The organism is Paraburkholderia sp. BGA-UO-ETr-F12, from assembly GCF_059567945.1.
In genome coordinates, this window is sequence record NZ_JCAQOZ010000032.1 from 71,448 (window position 1) to 87,909 (window position 16,462).

A 16,462-nucleotide genomic window follows, 5' to 3' on the forward strand; every position below is an offset into this window, starting at 1 on the left:
ACGCAGCATGACCTCCGCGAGACGCTTGCGGCACGCAAAGTCAGACGCTGAAATGAAAACCGGCGCTCCAAGGAGCGCCGGCGGGAAATCATGGGTCTGGAACAACTTCGCCTAACGGCCGGGAATCATCGTGCAAGTCTGGCCACGCGGGACTTAACCGTGCGCCCCGATCAGATTCACCACCTTGATGTTGCGCGTATCCGGTACTTCCGCGTAAGACAGCACCTTCAACTGCGGCAGGCTGCGGCGCAGGAAGCGCGCGAGCATGGGTCGCAAGGCATGCTGCACCAGCAGCACCGGCGCGAGCCCCAGATTCTGCTGCCGCGTCATGGCCTTCTGCGTTTCAGTGAGCAGCGTATGCGCGAGACCCGGTTCGAGGCCCGGATTGGCGCCCGTGGAAAGCGCCTGCGACAACACCCGCTCCAGATTCGAATCGAGGCCCATCACCTGCATGTCGCCCACACCCGGGAACCATTGCTGGGTGATCGCGCGGCCCAGTGCGAGGCGCACGGCGGCGGTGAGATCGTGCGCGTCGGTGATCTTCGGCGTGTGTTCGGACAGGGCTTCGAGAATCGTGCGCATGTCGCGGATCGGCACACCTTCTTCCAGCAGGTTTTGCAGCACCTTTTGCAAGGTGGTGAGCGGCAGCGACTTCGGCACCAGATCGTCGACCAGCGACGGCGTGTCCTTCTGCATCCGCTCCAGCAGCGCCTGCACTTCGCGGCGGCCGAGCAGTTCGGACGCATGCGTGACCACCAGGTGATTCAGGTGCGTGGCCACCACGGTGCTCGAATCGACCACGGTGTAGCCGTACACCTGCGCCTGTTCGCGCAGATTCGTATCGATCCAGATCGCCGGCAGCCCGAATGCCGGATCCTGCGTCGGCGTGCCCGGCAGCGCGGCTGACACCTGCCCCGGATTGATCGCCAGCCACTGCCCGGGATACGCCTCGCCGACGCCCACCTCGACGCCCTTGAGCGCGATCCGGTAGCCATTCGGCCGTAATTCGAGGTTGTCGCGGATATGGATCACCGGCGGCAGGAAGCCGATTTCCTGCGCGAACTTCTTGCGGATGCTCTTGATCCGCTTGAGCAGTTCGCCATCCGAGTTCTTGTCGACGAGTGGAATCAGCCGGTAGCCCACTTCGAGACCGAGCGTATCGATCATCGTGACGTCGTCCCAGCTGGCTTCGGTGTTTTCCGTCGGCGCCATCGCGGCCGGTGCGACGTCGACGAGCGCCGCGCTGGTCTTGCGTGCCTCGCTGCGCTTCTTCATCGTGCGGCCGAGTTGAATCAGACCGCCGCCGAGAACCAGAAACGCGAAGTGCGGCATGTTCGGAATCAGGCCCATCAGCACCAAAATGCAGCCAGTGATGATCAGCACGCGCGGATTCGTGAAGAGCTGGCCGGTCAGTTGCGTGCCGATGTCTTCGTTGGTCGCGACGCGCGAGACGATCACGCCGGCGGCCGTCGAAATCACCAGCGACGGGATCTGGGCAACGAGCCCGTCGCCGATCGTCAGCAGCGTGTAGTTCTTGCCCGCCGCCGCGAAGTCCATGTTGTGCTGGACCATCCCGACGATCAGCCCGCCGACGATGTTGATCAGCATGATCAGCAAACCGGCGATCGCATCGCCGCGCACGAACTTGCTCGCGCCGTCCATCGAGCCGTAGAACTCGGCCTCCTGCGAGACCTCCGCGCGGCGCTTCCTCGCCTGCTCTTCATTGATGAGGCCGGCGTTCAGATCGGCGTCGATCGCCATCTGCTTGCCGGGCATCGCGTCGAGCGTGAAGCGCGCGGACACTTCCGCGATCCGCCCGGCGCCCTTGGTGATCACCATGAAGTTGATGACCATCAAGATGACAAAGACGACGATACCGACCGCGAAGTTGCCGCCCACGAGGAAGTGGCCGAACGACTCGATCACCTGGCCCGCCGCGTCCGGCCCGGTATGGCCTTCGAGCAGCACGACGCGCGTGGACGCGACGTTCAGCGACAGGCGCAGCAAGGTCGAGAACAGCAGCACGCTTGGGAAAGCGGCAAAGTCGAGCGGTTTCATCGTGTACATGCTGACGAGCAGCACCATCACGGAAAGCGCGATATTGAAGGTGAACAGCAGATCCAGCAGAAACGGCGGCAGCGGCAGAATCATCATGCCGAGGATCATGCAGATCAGCACCGGCCCGGCGAGGGCGCGCAAATTGGTGCTGCTCAAGGCATCCGGCCGTCGGGACAGGAATCCGGCGCGAGCGTTCATGCGGAGGCTCCTGAAGCGTTGTCGTTAGCGGGGTTGAGCGTGTCGGCGGCTTCCTGCGCGGCTTCATCGTCCGGCACGCCGCCCTTGTCGAGGTCCGCGGGCACGTCGAAATCGGTCGGTGCGACCGGCGCGACGCCGCCCTCGGTGTTGAAGCGCCGCAACTGATACACCCAGGCGAGCACTTCGGCGACCGCGCCATACAGCGGGCCGGGAATTTCGCGGTTCAGCTCGACGTTGTGATACAGCGCACGCGCGAGCGGCGGCGCTTCCAGCAGCGGCACGTTGTTCTCGGCTGCGATTTCGCGAATCCGCGCGGCCACCAGATTGACGCCCTTGGCGACGACCTTCGGCGCGCGCATCTCGCCGTCGGTGTATTGCAGCGCGACCGCGAAGTGCGTCGGGTTGGTGACCACCACGTCGGCCTTCGGCACGTTGGTCATCATGCGGCGGCGGGCAATCGCGCGCTGCTGCTGGCGAATCCGGCCTTTCACATGCGGATCGCCTTCGCTTTCGCGGTGTTCGCGCTTCACTTCTTCCTTCGTCATGCGCAATTTCTTGTGGAACTGCCAGAGTTGATACGGCACATCGAGCGCGGCCACGACGAACATGCCGGCCACCGTCATGCCGCAGCACACCGCGATCAGATGCACGGTGTTGGCGAGCGCCAGTTGTATCGGCTGATTCGCCAGCGCGAGAATTTCCTCGCGGCGGGTCCAGATCGCCGAGCCGCCGATGCCGCCCACCACGAGCGTCTTCGCGAGCGACATGCCAAGCTGGATCGGCCCGTTGATGGAGAACATCTTGCCGAAGCCTTCGATCGGATTGAGCCGGTTGAACTTGGGCTCGAGTCCTTTCGAAGAAAACTGCCAGCCGCCCAGCGCCATCGGCGCAAGCAAGGCCGCCGCGCCCGTGAAGGCCAGAATCGGCAGCAGCGCGTACAGGCCTTCGCGACTCGCCACGCCCGCGCCGATCATCATGCGGCGGGTTTCGAACACCGTGGCATGGTCGAACGTGAAGGACGAACGCAGCATGGCCTGCAAATGCTCGCCAATGTGGCTGGACATACCCCATGCGCCGAAAAATCCCGCTGCCAGCAGCGCAAACGTCGACAGCTCCCGCGAACGCACGATCTGCCCTTCCTCGCGCGCCTTCTGCAGGCGCCGGGGAGTGGCTGATTCGGTTTTTTCGAGGTCGCTATCCTCTGCCACAAACGCTCTCCAGTCGGCTGAGGCACGGCGCCTCTTTCCAGTGAGAGCGATTATTCCCGCTCGACGCAAGCGCTGATCGGCGGATAAAGCTGGAGAAAGGGGGGTATTTCGGGGGATGGAGCGCCCGGCGGCGTTTGCTGGCGGGACTGTGGCGATTGCGCCCCGCCAACGGAGCGCGCCAGGGTCAAGCGGGCACCCGCGCTAACGCGCGCGGGTGCCCGCCCGGTTCCATAAGCTTGCGCCTACGGCCTAGAAGCCGACGTAAGGTGCTTGACCGCCGGTCGCCGTCAAGTCGAAGCCGTAGTACATGTGGCGGCCATAAAAGAACGGCAAGCCGAGATCGAAGCTGCTGCTGCCGCCGATCTGCCCGCCCAGATCGTTGAACGCGTAGTTGCTGCTGTTACCGAACAGCGTGGCCGCGTTCAGGATGCCGATGCTGACGCTGGCGGTCGTGCTGTTCTGACCGGACAGCGTGATCGAGCGGGTTTGCGCGGCCGACGGGCAATAGAACCCGGCGTAATTACTGGGGCACTGGGCGATCGAGCTATCGGAGAAGAAGTACGCGTTCGAACCCGAATCGAAGAACGCCTGCACGGTCGTCCCGTTATAGACGCTGTTATTCAGGTCGCCATAGCCGTCGGTGGCGAAGGTCTGCGAGGCCGCCAGCGCATTGTTCGACTGCGTGCCGATCCCGAATACCAGCGTGCCGGTGGCCGAGGGTGCACCGGTGTTCGACACCGGCGGCATCTGCACGATCACGCCGTTGTTGTCGCCGGTGAAGTTGGCGACCGGATTGGCAACCTGCTGGGCGAGCGGCACCGCGGTACGGGCACAGGATGTGCCGCCAGGACATGCGAAGTAATTGCTATAGGTGGTCGCGGTTGCCTGGTTCGCGCAGGTGGGGCCGCAATCATAAAGCGCCGTCCCTATGCCGAGAATGCCGTTGGCGCCAAGATCGCTGGCCGTGCTTTCCGCCGAGCCGCTGCCGCAACCCTTTGCCGGCACCGTACTGGCGGCCATGTCGCCGATGATCTGTATCGGGATGGCCCTGCCCGTCGTCTCGCCGCCGATCTGCACGGTCGCCGTACGCACGGTGCCCCACGTGTAGCCGTCGGCAAAAGTCGCGCATTCGGCAATTTGCGCGCCGCTGCTCAGGGTGCTGATCGGCAACGCCGAAGTATTCAGCGCCGAGCTGACCACACGCAGCCCAAACGAACCGGTATCGACCTGGATGTTGTTGATGGTCTGACAATTGGTTGTCGTGCCTGGCGGACAAATGGTCACGCTAACCGTCGGAATATTGATGACGCCGTTCACCCCTCGCGCGACCGTGATCGGCACGGTATTCGCGGCATTCGCGGCGATCGGCTGCTGGGTCGGGCTGGGCGGCAGCGAGCCGCCGTTCAGCGCATCCGACGAATTGTTGCTGGAGCTCGAGCCGCCACCGCCGCAGGCGACCAGCACCGACACCAATGCCACGGCCACAACGGCCTGCATCCAGCCCTTGAGCTTCACAGCACTTTGCATGGTTCGCATCGTTTGTCCTCGCCCTTACTGGATGTCGGAACCGCTGACGCCGGCAGGCAACGCCTGCGGCAACCAGGCCTGACCGTTGAACGCGCCCATATGGCCGCCGGAGCGAACCACCAGGCTGCTCTGGTTGACCGCAACGGGGCCGTGACCGCCTCCGCGCGCCGCGCGCACGGCCTGTACGCCGGTGACATATTGGGGGAAGTAGCTGCCGAGCAGATCGTTGAGATCCGGCATTTGCGGACCGCGCCACGCGATGCCGAACACCGAGCCGTCGACGGCAAGATATTCGCGCACGACCGTGCCGTTGCCCAACGTGGTTTCACGCACCGTGTAGGACGCGGAAGCCGAGGTGGAAGAGGCCGCGCTGGACGCGGAACGCATCACGCTTTGGGCCCCCGCTGCCGAACTGGCGGCGGGCTGCACGGTGCGGGAAGACACCGACGCATCCGCTGGAGGCGTCATCGGGGCGCCGCCCAGTGCCGCATGGGCGGACTGCACGGCTGACAGCGAACAGGGTAAAGCTAGCGCGATAACAAATCCGGCGCGACGTACACGACTCCACATGACAAGGCTCCTCCCGAGCTGCTGGGGCTCGGTGCGCACCTCGTGCGAACCGGCCGCATGTATGCAGATCATACGGCACCGCTGCGGCCGCACTCAGAAGTCATGCCTCATCGTGCCGCCGACCGGTGACTGCATCTCACCGGAAAGCCGTGCCGCTGCTTGAGTCCGTAGTATGCCTGTGGTTTGTGTCGGTAGACAGCAAGCGCACGCGGGCGCGCGGCTTGCTGCCGATACCGGACCGCGATCCCGCGGTTGGCCGCGCACCCTCGCGGGCGCGCCGCTCAGAAGCCGAGACTTGCCAGCAGATCGTCGACCTGCGACTGGTCCTGCATCACATCCGTCTTGCCTTCCGGATTGATCTGGGGACCGTTCAGCAGATGTTCGGGGCTGCCGGTGGACGACGGTTCGGCCGCGAGAGCCGCCGCGTTCGCCGCGAACTGCTCGCGCCGCTCGAGCGCGATGTTCTCGACCAGCACGCCGAGCAGTTGCTGCTCGATCAGGTAGACGACATCCGTGATCTTCTTGATGACCTGGCCGGTCAGATCCTGGAAGTCCTGTGCCAGCATGATCTCCATCAGCTGCGCGTTGGTCGCGCCCGTCGCTTCAGGCACGCCGCGCAGAAAGGTGCGCGTGTCGTTCATCAACGCGCGCACTTCCTCGCGTTCGATCGGCGCCGCATACCATTGCTCCCAGCGCGCGTCGAGCTCGCCCGCGTCCTGCTGCAATTGCGTCTGGATCGGCTTGGCGATTTCGATCGAAGACAGCACGCGCTCGGCGGCCTGCTCCGTCATGTTCGCGATGTACTTCAGGCGATCGCGGGCGTCGGGCACGGCTTCCGCCGCACGCTCGACATGTTTGTCGAGCCCGAGCTCGCGCATCGAGTCACGCAGCGTGCGCGTCAGTTGTCCGATACGGGCGAGGATGCGATCGGACGCGAAGTCACCGCTCTCGTTGACCGTATCAGCGCTTTGCGCGTTGGTCGGCAGATTCACATCAGCTCCCGGCTTTTGCCATCTTCTCGAGAATCTTGTTGAGCTTCTCGTCGAGCGTCGCGGCCGTGAACGGCTTGACGACATAACCGCTCGCGCCGGCCTGCGCCGCCGCGATGATGTTTTCCTTCTTCGACTCGGCCGTCACCATCAGCACCGGCAGGTGCGTGAGGTTGGCGTCGGCGCGGATTTCCTTGAGCATGGCCAGACCGTCGAGGTTCGGCATGTTCCAGTCGGAGATCACGAACTCGTAGGTGCCGCTGCGCAAACGCGCGAGACCGGCCTGACCGTCTTCCGCTTCATCGACGTTCGAGTAGCCGAGCTCTTTGAGCAGGTTGCGAACAATCCGGCGCATTGTCGGAAAGTCGTCAACCACCAGAATCTTCATTCCCTTATCCATTTCATTCCCTTTGCTTGATCCGTGATGCGGCGCATGACCGCCTGTTCATTCCATACGCGCGCATCATACCCGCTGTACGCGATCACCCATCGACGACAAACGCGCCATCACCCGGCGGCTCATCTCCGGCAGCGACGCGATTTCGTCCGCCGCGCCGAGCGCAATGGCTTCGCGTGGCATGCCGAACACGATGCAGCTCGCTTCGTCCTGCGCAAGGGTATACGCCCCCGCTTTTTTCATGTCCAGCAGCCCGGCGGCGCCGTCGCGCCCCATCCCGGTCAGAATCACCCCGACCGCGTTCTTGCCCGCGTGCTGCGCGGCTGAACGGAACAACACGTCGACTGACGGCCGATGCCGGTTCACCGGCGGCTCGTCCGACAGGTGCGCAATATAGTTCGCGCCGCTGCGGGCCAGCAACAGGTGAGCGTGGCCGGGCGCGATATACGCATGTCCCGGCAGTACGCGTTCGCCGTGCTCTGCCTCTTTAACGGTAATCCGGCACAAACCATTAAGGCGTTGCGCAAAAGATTTCGTAAAACCCGGCGGCATATGCTGCGCGATCAGCACCGCGGGCGCATCCGGCGGCAGCGGCACCAGCACTTCGCGGATCGCTTCGGTGCCCCCCGTCGACGCGCCGACGATGATCAGCTTCTCGGTACTGAGCAGCGGATTGTTGAAGAGCGGCGCGGCGGCGGCAGGCGCATGCGCGGCTTGCGTGGCCGCGTGCTGCACCGGCGCGGCCTGGCGCACACGCGCGCGGGCCGCGGCGCGAATCTTGTCGGCAAGTTTTTCCGAATAGTCGAGCATGCCGTCGCGAATGCCGACTTTCGGCTTGGTGACGAAGTCGACCGCGCCCAACTCCAGCGCGCGCAGCGTGATTTCATTGCCGCGCTCGGTCAGCGACGACACCATCACGACCGGCATCGGCCGCAGGCGCATCAGCTTCTCGAGGAAGTCGAGACCGTCCATGCGCGGCATTTCGACGTCGAGCGTCAGCACGTCCGGATTGTGTTGCTTGATGAGCTCACGCGCGACCAGCGGGTCGGGTGCGGTCGCCACGACAGTCATGTCCGGCTGGCCATTGATGATTTCCGTCATCAGGCTGCGAATCAGCGCCGAATCGTCGACGCACAGTACTTTGATCTTTTGCACAGCGCTCACGCCTCCTCTGTAGTTCTGGCGTTGTTTGAGTTAATCGGGCGCGAGCCACCGCCGAACAGCTCGACACGCGGCTTCGGGCTGCCCGCGCCCGCACCGCCTGCCGTTCTGCCGAACAGCTCGACCCTGGGCCGCGTGGCAGCCGGCGTCGAGAACAACTCGACCCGTTTGCGTGCTGCCGCGAGCCGCTCGGCACGCGCTTCGGCGCTTTGCCGCACGAGCGCCTGTTCGCGCTCGGCCACGCCTGCTTCCTGCTGCAGGCGCAACTTCTTCACCATCACCTGGCCGGTGCGCGGCATGAAAGCAACCTTGCGCGGGTGATTGCCCTGCAAATCCTCGGCGACGATGCGGATCTTTTCGAGCGCCAGATAGCGGCGCACGAATTCCGAATTGCGATCGCCGATGTTCATCGTGGTCATGCCGGCCAGCACCGCGCCGCCGCCGAACACCTTGGCTTCGAAACGCTCGCGCCGGCCGCCGGCCTTGATCAGTTCGTTGATCAGCACTTCCATGGCGTAGGCGCCGTAGCGCATCGAATCCGACGCGGGCTGGCCGGCGTCCGCGCCGTCGTCGGGCAGCATGAAGTGATTCATGCCGCCAATGCCGGCCGTGCGGTCCTGAATGCAGGCCGCGACGCACGAGCCCAGCACGGTGACGAGCACCATGTCTTCGCCCGTCGTGTAAAACTCGTTCGGCAACAACTTCACGCCGGGGCGCTGGAAGTGGTTGTCGAAGTACAGATTGGAGGCGATCGGCAGGGTGCTGCTCATGCGGTCACCCCACTTGTCGTTGCGCCAGCCGCATGGCTCGCGGCACGCGCGGGCGTGCGTGCCGCGCCTGCGTCGCGCGTCAGTTCGTAGACGGTCTGGCCGCGCAGCTTGAACGCCTGCGTCACATAGGTGAAGTTTTCCGAGTGGCCGGCAAACAGCAGACCACCGGACTTCATCAGCGGCTCGAAGCGCGCAAGCACCTGCGCCTGGGTCGGCTTGTCGAAATAGATCATCACGTTGCGGCAGAAAATCGCGTCGAACTGCGAGCGCAACTGGTAATCGCGGTCAGTCAGATTCAGTTGTTCGAAGCGCACCATCGCGCGCACTTCCGGACGCACCTTGACGAGGCCCGCGTGCGCTCCCGTGCCTTTCAGGAAGAAGCGCTTGAGCCGCTCGGGCGACAGGTGCTTCACCTGGTCGAACTGATACATGCCGGCTTCGGCTTTCGCCAGCACCTGCGTGTCGATGTCGGTCGCGAGCACGGTGGCCTGGCGCGCGCCGCTATCGCCGAGCGCTTCGATCAGCGTCATCGCGATCGAATACGGCTCCTCCCCGGTCGAGGCCGCCGAGCACCACACCGAAACCGGTTGCGGGCGGCGCGGCACGAATTCGGCGAGGATCGGGAAATGATGGGCTTCGCGGAAGAATGCGGTCAGGTTGGTGGTCAGCGCATTGGTGAAGGCTTCCCACTCGGCCGGGTCGTTTTCCGCTTCGAGCAGATCCAGGTACTGCTTGAAAGTCTCGAGGCCGCGGGCGCGCAGCCGCCGCGCCAGCCGGCTGTACGCCATGTCGCGCTTGTGATCCGACAGCGAAATGCCGGCGCTGCGATGAATCAGATCGCGAATACGAGCGAAATCCGCCGACGTGAATTCGAAATCCCGTCCTTGCTCGCCGGATCTAAGCGGTTCTGCCCGGTCGGCACGTGCCGCTTGTGGAGCTGCCGCTCGCGGAGATTGTTGTGCGCGCGTTGCCGTCATGAGAGTTTCCGCCTGCAATACGAGCCATTCCGCTTTTCGTCAAAAGGATTGCTTCTGGCGAAAGGGATTGAGTTCGCGGGGTCGCGCCCGCCCGCGAGTTCTGCAAACACGCAGTCGGCCCGCGACACGCTTTGTGAGCGTGCTTCGATGATTCGCCCCTCAGGGAGCGAGATGTCGAATGACCGCATGTCTTTGTGCCACTTCCTAGAACGTTTCCCAGTCCGCGTCCGATCCCGCCGTCGCGGCGCCTGCGGCGGCCGGGCGTGCTGCGGAGTCGTAGGCGGCGCGGGCCGTCTTCGGTTTAAGAGCCGGTTCGACACGTGTGGTGTCGGCACCCTGAGTGGCCGAGGCCGGTGCTGCTGCCGGGGTTGCCGCAGTTGCTGTCTTTGCCGTCTTGCCTGCTGCCGGGTGTGCCGCGGCATGAGTGGACGCCGGCGGCGGCGCCTTTGCCGACCGCACGTACTGGCCGCCGCTCTTGCCGGCGCTCGGGCGTGCCGCAGCCGGGGCAGGCGTCGCTGCACTGCCGCGCGCCTCGCCGCCCACCTTCCAGCCGTTCACCACCGCTTGCAATTGACGGGTCTGCTCTTCGAGCGAGGCCGCCGCAGCCGCAGCCTGTTCGACCAGCGCGGCGTTCTGCTGCGTCACCTCGTCCATCTGCACGACCGCGCGGTTGACCTGTTCGATGCCGCCCGATTGCTCTTCGGAAGCCGCGCTGATTTCGCCCATGATGTCGGTCACGCGCCGCACCGCCTGCACGATCTCGTCCATCGTGGTGCCCGCGCGGCCAACCAGCGTGGAGCCGCTTTGCACCTTGTCGACGGAGTCGCCGATCAGCTCCTTGATTTCCTTCGCGGCGCTGGCGCTGCGCTGCGCGAGGCTGCGCACTTCGCCTGCGACCACCGCGAAACCGCGGCCCTGCTCGCCTGCCCGGGCAGCTTCGACCGCCGCGTTCAGCGCGAGAATATTGGTCTGGAACGCAATCCCTTCGATCACGCCGATGATGTCGACGACCTTGTTCGAGCTGGTCGCGATGTCCTGCATCGTCGTGACGACCTGGCTCACCACGTCGCCACCGCGGGTTGCGATATCGGACGCGCTGACCGCCAGTTGACTCGCCTGACGCGCGTTCTCGGCGTTCTGCCGCACGGTGCCGGTCAGTTGCTCCATGCTCGACGCGGTCTCCTGCAACGAGGCGGCCTGCTGTTCGGTGCGTTGCGACAGATCAGTATTGCCCATCGCGATTTCGCGCGCGCCGGTATCGATCGATTCGGTGCTGCTGTGAACCGACTTCACCATCGCGGCGAGGCTTTCCTGCATCCGCTTGATGCCGGAGAACAGGCGGCCGATTTCGTTACGGCTGAATACTTCGATGGTCTCGGACAGATCGCCCGAGGCCATCCGCTCGAAGCACGCGGTCGCGTCGTTCAACGGCTGCACGATCAGGCCGCGCAGGGCGAAGCGGATGCCGACCACCAACAGCAACGCGAGCACGGTAACGCCGATGATCAGCGTGGTCATCAGCGAAATGTCCGATTGCGCGCTCGACTGCTGATCCACTGCATGCTGCTGGAGCGCCTTGACGACCGCGGACGCCGCATTGTCGTACGAAACGAACCACGGGCTGATCTTCGTATCGGCAATGGCGTGGTAGGCGGCCAGATCGTTCGCCCGCAATGCGGCGAATTCAGGCTCCATGCCGTCGCGCATCAGGGACGTGCGGCGCGCCAGCAGTTCGTCCAGTTGCGCCTGGGGCACGCCGTTCTTTTGCGTGTCGAGATAGACCTGCCAGCTCTGGTTGCCCATGCCGTACAGTTCCTGCGCGCGATCGAGGACCTTCTTCGCCTGTTCGGTGTCGCCGGCCGCGCTCAACGCATTGAAGCGGTCGAGCGAGACGCGCGAGCGCAACAGGTACGACGACGCATCGTCGAGCGCGTGAATGGCGACCAGATCGCCGCGCGCGATACGGTCGAGCGACCGGCTCGCGTCGTTCAACGCGGTTAGACCCAGCGCGCCGACCACCACCGTCAGCGCCACCAGAATGATCCCCATCATCGTCAGCGATGTGCGAATCGACCACCTGCTCAGCATCTTGATGCTCCCTGTTCGATCTTTCTTTCGTCCCGGCACATACTGCCGTTCACGCGCCGAGCGTTTCGATCAGCGCCATTTCGCGGCTGGTCATCAGCTTCTCGATGTCCATCAGGATCAGCATGCGGCCGTCCACCGTGCCCAGACCCGTGAGGTATTCGGTCGTCAGCGTCGCGCCGAATTCCGGCGCCGGCATGATCTGGTCGGTGGCGAGCGTCAGCACGTCCGACACGCCGTCCACCACCATCCCGACCACGCGATGCGCGACGTTCAGGATGATCACCACCGTCTGATGGTCGTATTCGACGCGGCCCAGATGGAACTTGATGCGCATGTCCACGATCGGCACGATGATGCCGCGCAGATTGATCACGCCTTTGATGAACTCAGGCGCATTGGCGATCCGCGTCACGTTGTCGTAGCCGCGGATTTCCTGCACCTTCAGAATGTCGATGCCGTACTCTTCGGCGCCGAGCGTGAAGACGAGGAATTCCTGACCGCCGGCGTCTGCCTGCTGCGCGTCGCGGCGACCATTCGTCGCGTTCGCGACGCTCGAATTGATGGATTGGACTTCTGCCACGTTAGCCCCCAAACGGTTGGGATGAAATAAGTTGAGTGAATTCGACGAGTGTCATGCGAGGCTCATCGCGCCGTGTGCATGGCGCGTTTCGCGGTTCAGCGCCGCCACGTCCACGATCAGCGCGACACTGCCGTCGCCGAGAATGGTTGCGGCGGAAATGCCGTGCACCTTGCGGTAATTGGTTTCCAGATTCTTTACGACCACCTGCTGCTGCCCCACCAGTTCATCGATCAGCATCGCGAAGCGGCGCCCCTCGGTTTGCATGATGGTGACGATGCCCTGAGTCGGTTCCTGCTTGGCGTCTTCGACCGTGAATACTTCGTGCAGCGCGACGAGCGGCAGATATTCGCCGCGCACGCGCACCACGCGCTCGCCGTTGGCCACCGTGTAGATGTCCTCGGCTCGCGGCTGCAGCGACTCCATCACGAAGTTCAGCGGCAAGATGAAAATCTCGTTGCCGACCTTCACCGACATGCCGTCGAGAATCGCCAGCGTGAGCGGCAAGACGATGCGCGTCGTGCTGCCCTTGCCGGCATGCGAGGTGATTTCAACGTGCCCACCCATCGACTGGATGTTGCGCTTCACCACGTCCATGCCGACGCCGCGGCCGGAGACGTCCGTGACCTGCTCCGCCGTCGAGAAGCCCGGCAGGAAAATCAGGTTCCAGACTTCTTCGTCGGTCATGCTTTCGCTGACCTGCATGCCTTGCTTCGCCGCCTTCGCGAGAATCTTGTCGCGGCGCAGGCCGGCACCGTCGTCGCTCACTTCGATGACGATGTTGCCGCCATGGTGAGCCGCCGACAGCACCAGCTGGCCGGTCGCATCCTTACCCGCCGCGCGCCGCGCCTCCACGGTTTCGATGCCGTGGTCGAGACTGTTGCGCACGAGGTGAGTCAACGGATCGATGATCCGTTCAATGAGGCTCTTGTCGAGTTCGGTCGCCTGACCGAAGGTGACAAGTTCCACTTCCTTGCCGAGTTTCGCCGCCAGATCGCGCACCAGGCGCGGGAAGCGGCTGAACACGTAATCCATCGGCATCATGCGGATCGACATCACGGCTTCCTGCAGATCGCGCGCGTTGCGCTCGAGCTGCGCCATGCCGTTGAAGAGCCGGTCGTGCAAGGCCGGATCGAACGTGCTGGTGGTCTCGGCCAACATCGCCTGCGTGATCACCAGTTCGCCGACCAGGTTGATCAACTGATCGACCTTCTCGACGCCCACGCGAATCGAGCTGCCTTCCGCGCCGCCGGCCGCCGCAGCCGGGCGCCCCGCTTTGCGGTCCTGCTCGGCGGGTGCTGCCGCGCTTGCCGCCGGCGCCGCGGGTGCAGCCGCGACGGGCGCCGGCGTGGCCGCCGGCGCGCTTGCGGTATCGAACAGTCCATGTGTGGCGGCTTGGGCGGGCGCAGCGGTGGGGGCCACCGGTGCCGACGATGCTGCGCGTTCCACCTCTACTGCCTGTGCCGCCTGTGCTGCTGGCGCCGGGGTCGACTCGGCAGCGTCGGGCGTTCCAGGTTCGCCTTGCTGCGTGCCGTCCGCCGGTGCGGTGCCGCGGCCGATCAGGATCTGACTTTCGTCGATCACGAAACAGCACACGGCGGTAATGTCGTCGGCGGTCACATCGGTCTGGAGCCACAGCGTAAGATCGCCGCCGCTCTTGACCCGTCCGACAATGTCACCCAGGTTGCCGAGCTCTTCGGCCAGCAGTTCCTGGTCCTTCTCACCTACGCCCCGTAGCGTAATTTTCAGGTGTGGGCCGGTGTCGCCACCCGCGCCCGCGGCTTGCCCGGTCTGTGCCGGTTCGCCGTCAGTCCATTCGCCCGCCGCCTGCACCGCCTGTTCGACGACGTGCTCGGGCGGGGTCCCGCCCTGACCCGCTGACGCCGCGCCGAGCGGCGTGGCGGTTGCAGCCGGCGGGATCGGTGCCGGCGTCGCGGTCGGCATCGGCACCGGTTCGGCGTCGAAGCGGCTTTCCGTATTCAGGCGTTCGAGCTTCGCGCAGATCGCCTTGGCGACCGCCGCATCCGGCTCGGCACTCGCGCGATAGTCGGCGAGCTGGCCTGACAACACATCCTTGGTTTCGAGGAACGTGTCGATCATGTCCTTGCGCAGCACGAGTTCGTTATTGCGCGCGCGGTCGAGCAGCGATTCCAGAATGTGGGTCGTTTCGGTCAGCGCGGTAAAGCCGAACGTCGCCGCGCCGCCCTTGATCGAGTGCGCCGCGCGGAAAATCGCCGCGAGGTCTTCGGGGTCCGGGTGGGCGATATCCAGATTGAGCAGCAACTGCTCCATCTGCGCGAGCAGTTCGTCCGCTTCGTCGAAGAAGGTCTGATAGAACTGAGTGATGTCGAGTGTCATGCCTGGGTCACCGCGAGAGTTCCTGTCTACGCTTGGGCTGCTTGCGCGCCGCTGCGTCGAGAGCTTCTATAACTTGTCTAAAGGTTGTGCTTATGGGGTGCTCACGCCTCGCCCGGTTCGGCTAACGCCGCCACCAGTTCGGTCAGCATGTCGGGGTCGAGCGGCTTTTCGATCCAGCCGGTCGCCCCCGCGGCCCGCGCCGCCGCCTTGAAGGGTTCGCCCGATTCCGTCGTGAGGACGAGGATGGGGGTCGCCTCATAGGCCGGGTTGCCACGCAGTTCCGTGATCAGATCGAGGCCGGTCTTGCCCGGCATATGCTGGTCGGTCAGCACGAGGTCGAACGACATGGCGAGCGCGTTTTCGAGCCCTTCGTTGCCGTCCGCCGCGAGCGTCACCTCGTAACCGGCTGTCGTCAGCGTTGCGGCAAGGATTTGCCGCATCGATGCCGAATCGTCGATTGCCAGAATGTGCCTGATCATGAAAACCTCGCTGCACTTACGCTATGGATCGCCGGCCGGTCCGCGCCACATGGGCGCCGGAGCCGAGCTGGCGATCGTTGTCTGTTACTGGGCCGCCGGCACTACCGCCGGCGCCTTCGGTGCAACCGTCACCGGTTGCGCAAGCTTTTGCAGCAGCGGCTTGGAGCCGGCCGCGTCGTCCGACAAGGTAGTCGTGGTGGAGTCGTCATGGTCAAGCGCCTCCTCCGACTTCCTGTTCAGCACGATGATGCTGATGCGGCGGTTCTCCGGATCCATCGGGTCCGCCTTGTTCAGGTTCTGCGTCGACGCGAGACCGAGCACGCGCATTACCTTCGCCTCGTCCATGCCGCCGGCGATCAGCTCGCGGCGCGACGCATTGGCGCGGTCCGCGGACAGTTCCCAGTTGCTGTAACCCTTCTCGCCGCCGGCGTACTGCGCGGCGTCGGTGTGCCCTTGCACGATGATGCGGTTCGGCACGTCGTTCAGCGTGTGGCCGATTTCGCGCAGGATGTCGCGCATATACGGTTCAACGACGTCTCTCGCGGTCGCGAACATTGGCCGCTTCTGCGAGTCGACAATTTCGATGCGCAGGCCGGTCAGCGTCGAATCGATGCGGATCTGCTGCTTGAACTGGCGCAGTACCGGATTCGCTTCGATCGCGGCCATCAGCTTGATCTGCAGATCGTGCAGGCGGACCTGTTCGCGGCGCTCCAGCTCGCCTTGCAACTGCTTCACCGAGTCTTCGTTGTTGTGTGAAGCGGTGCGCTCGGCGCGCGCGGTCGAGCCGTCGGTGGCGCGCGTCACGCCTTGGGCGTCGGTCGAAATGTCGCGGCCGCCGCCCTTCAGAATGCTCGAGTCCTCGGCGCTGCGATCGCCGCCCCACAAGGTGATCTTCAACGGCTGGTTAAAGTAATCGGCAATGCCCTTCAACTGCACGGTGGACGCCGAACTCAGCAGCCACATCAGCAGGAAGAACGCCATCATCGCGGTCATGAAGTCCGCGTACGCGAGCTTCCACGCACCGCCGTGATGGCCTTTCTTGGCCGGCGCGGAGCGCTTGACGACAATCGCGCGGTCTTTGTCCTTGCTCATCGAATCGATTCCC

Annotated in this window: 14 protein-coding genes; all 14 read right to left on the reverse strand. The window is 64.5% G+C overall.

All coding sequences use genetic code 11. The features are described 5' to 3' along the window. Window positions 1–153: 153 nt before the first annotated feature. Window positions 154–2,256 (reverse strand): flagellar biosynthesis protein FlhA, encoded by a 2,103-nt coding sequence (gene flhA / locus AC57B6_RS15455; protein ID WP_028198497.1) that lies wholly within the window; start codon window positions 2,254–2,256, stop codon window positions 154–156. After that, window positions 2,253–3,464, reverse strand: a complete 1,212-nt coding sequence (gene flhB / locus AC57B6_RS15460; protein ID WP_030102380.1) for a flagellar biosynthesis protein FlhB — start codon at window positions 3,462–3,464, stop codon at window positions 2,253–2,255. The genes flhA and flhB overlap by 4 nt, the downstream gene beginning before the upstream one ends. Window positions 3,465–3,713: 249 nt before the next feature. Further along, window positions 3,714–5,000 carry a DUF3443 domain-containing protein gene (locus tag AC57B6_RS15465; RefSeq protein WP_406867639.1) on the reverse strand — a complete coding sequence of 429 codons (1,287 nt, stop codon included), beginning with the start codon at window positions 4,998–5,000 and terminating at the stop codon, window positions 3,714–3,716. 15 nt (window positions 5,001–5,015) lie between these two features. Further along, a complete protein-coding gene (locus tag AC57B6_RS15470) occupies window positions 5,016–5,561 on the reverse strand; it encodes a DUF2844 domain-containing protein (RefSeq protein ID WP_496421661.1) in 546 nt (181 codons plus the stop codon). Between the two features lie 281 nt (window positions 5,562–5,842). Next, the gene (gene cheZ / locus AC57B6_RS15475; RefSeq protein ID WP_030102383.1) at window positions 5,843–6,553 is read right to left on the reverse strand and encodes a protein phosphatase CheZ; all 711 of its coding nucleotides are present in this window, start codon (window positions 6,551–6,553) and stop codon (window positions 5,843–5,845) included. Between the two features lies 1 nt (window position 6,554). Then, window positions 6,555–6,950 carry a chemotaxis response regulator CheY gene (gene cheY, locus AC57B6_RS15480; protein WP_028198492.1) on the reverse strand — a complete coding sequence of 132 codons (396 nt, stop codon included), beginning with the start codon at window positions 6,948–6,950 and terminating at the stop codon, window positions 6,555–6,557. 63 nt (window positions 6,951–7,013) lie between these two features. After that, window positions 7,014–8,102 (reverse strand): protein-glutamate methylesterase/protein-glutamine glutaminase, encoded by a 1,089-nt coding sequence (locus tag AC57B6_RS15485; RefSeq protein ID WP_030102384.1) that lies wholly within the window; start codon window positions 8,100–8,102, stop codon window positions 7,014–7,016. A 5-nt stretch (window positions 8,103–8,107) separates the two neighbouring features. Next, complete coding sequence (gene cheD, locus AC57B6_RS15490; RefSeq protein ID WP_496421662.1) at window positions 8,108–8,878, reverse strand: chemoreceptor glutamine deamidase CheD; 771 nt, start codon at window positions 8,876–8,878, stop codon at window positions 8,108–8,110. Then, complete coding sequence (locus AC57B6_RS15495; protein WP_030102385.1) at window positions 8,875–9,855, reverse strand: CheR family methyltransferase; 981 nt, start codon at window positions 9,853–9,855, stop codon at window positions 8,875–8,877. Before AC57B6_RS15495 ends, cheD begins: the two co-directional genes overlap by 4 nt. A 204-nt stretch (window positions 9,856–10,059) precedes the next feature. Beyond that, on the reverse strand, window positions 10,060–11,943 hold the full coding sequence (locus AC57B6_RS15500) for a methyl-accepting chemotaxis protein (RefSeq protein WP_496421663.1): 1,884 nt from the start codon (window positions 11,941–11,943) through the stop codon (window positions 10,060–10,062). A gap of 49 nt (window positions 11,944–11,992) precedes the next feature. Beyond that, window positions 11,993–12,523, reverse strand: a complete 531-nt coding sequence (locus tag AC57B6_RS15505; protein WP_028198487.1) for a chemotaxis protein CheW — start codon at window positions 12,521–12,523, stop codon at window positions 11,993–11,995. A 51-nt stretch (window positions 12,524–12,574) separates the two neighbouring features. Then, complete coding sequence (gene cheA, locus AC57B6_RS15510) at window positions 12,575–14,878, reverse strand: chemotaxis protein CheA (protein WP_491562873.1); 2,304 nt, start codon at window positions 14,876–14,878, stop codon at window positions 12,575–12,577. A 101-nt stretch (window positions 14,879–14,979) separates the two neighbouring features. Beyond that, window positions 14,980–15,357, reverse strand: a complete 378-nt coding sequence (locus AC57B6_RS15515) for a response regulator (RefSeq protein WP_030102387.1) — start codon at window positions 15,355–15,357, stop codon at window positions 14,980–14,982. An 84-nt stretch (window positions 15,358–15,441) separates the two neighbouring features. Next, on the reverse strand, window positions 15,442–16,449 hold the full coding sequence (gene motB, locus AC57B6_RS15520; RefSeq protein WP_028198484.1) for a flagellar motor protein MotB: 1,008 nt from the start codon (window positions 16,447–16,449) through the stop codon (window positions 15,442–15,444). Between the last annotated feature and the right edge of the window lie 13 nt (window positions 16,450–16,462).

What these genes read in the sequence shown, in the direction of transcription:
- flhA (WP_028198497.1), bottom strand. Translation starts at nt 2,256, where the DNA reads ATGAACGCTCGCGCCGGATTCCTGTCCCGACGGCCGGATGCCTTGAGC.
- AC57B6_RS15515 (WP_030102387.1), bottom strand. Translation starts at nt 15,357, where the DNA reads ATGATCAGGCACATTCTGGCAATCGACGATTCGGCATCGATGCGGCAA.
- motB (WP_028198484.1), bottom strand. Translation starts at nt 16,449, where the DNA reads ATGAGCAAGGACAAAGACCGCGCGATTGTCGTCAAGCGCTCCGCGCCG.
- cheD (WP_496421662.1), bottom strand. Translation starts at nt 8,878, where the DNA reads ATGAGCAGCACCCTGCCGATCGCCTCCAATCTGTACTTCGACAACCAC.
- AC57B6_RS15465 (WP_406867639.1), bottom strand. Translation starts at nt 5,000, where the DNA reads ATGCGAACCATGCAAAGTGCTGTGAAGCTCAAGGGCTGGATGCAGGCC.
- AC57B6_RS15500 (WP_496421663.1), bottom strand. Translation starts at nt 11,943, where the DNA reads ATGCTGAGCAGGTGGTCGATTCGCACATCGCTGACGATGATGGGGATC.
- AC57B6_RS15470 (WP_496421661.1), bottom strand. Translation starts at nt 5,561, where the DNA reads ATGTGGAGTCGTGTACGTCGCGCCGGATTTGTTATCGCGCTAGCTTTA.
- cheA (WP_491562873.1), bottom strand. Translation starts at nt 14,878, where the DNA reads ATGACACTCGACATCACTCAGTTCTATCAGACCTTCTTCGACGAAGCG.
- AC57B6_RS15495 (WP_030102385.1), bottom strand. Translation starts at nt 9,855, where the DNA reads ATGACGGCAACGCGCGCACAACAATCTCCGCGAGCGGCAGCTCCACAA.
- cheY (WP_028198492.1), bottom strand. Translation starts at nt 6,950, where the DNA reads ATGGATAAGGGAATGAAGATTCTGGTGGTTGACGACTTTCCGACAATG.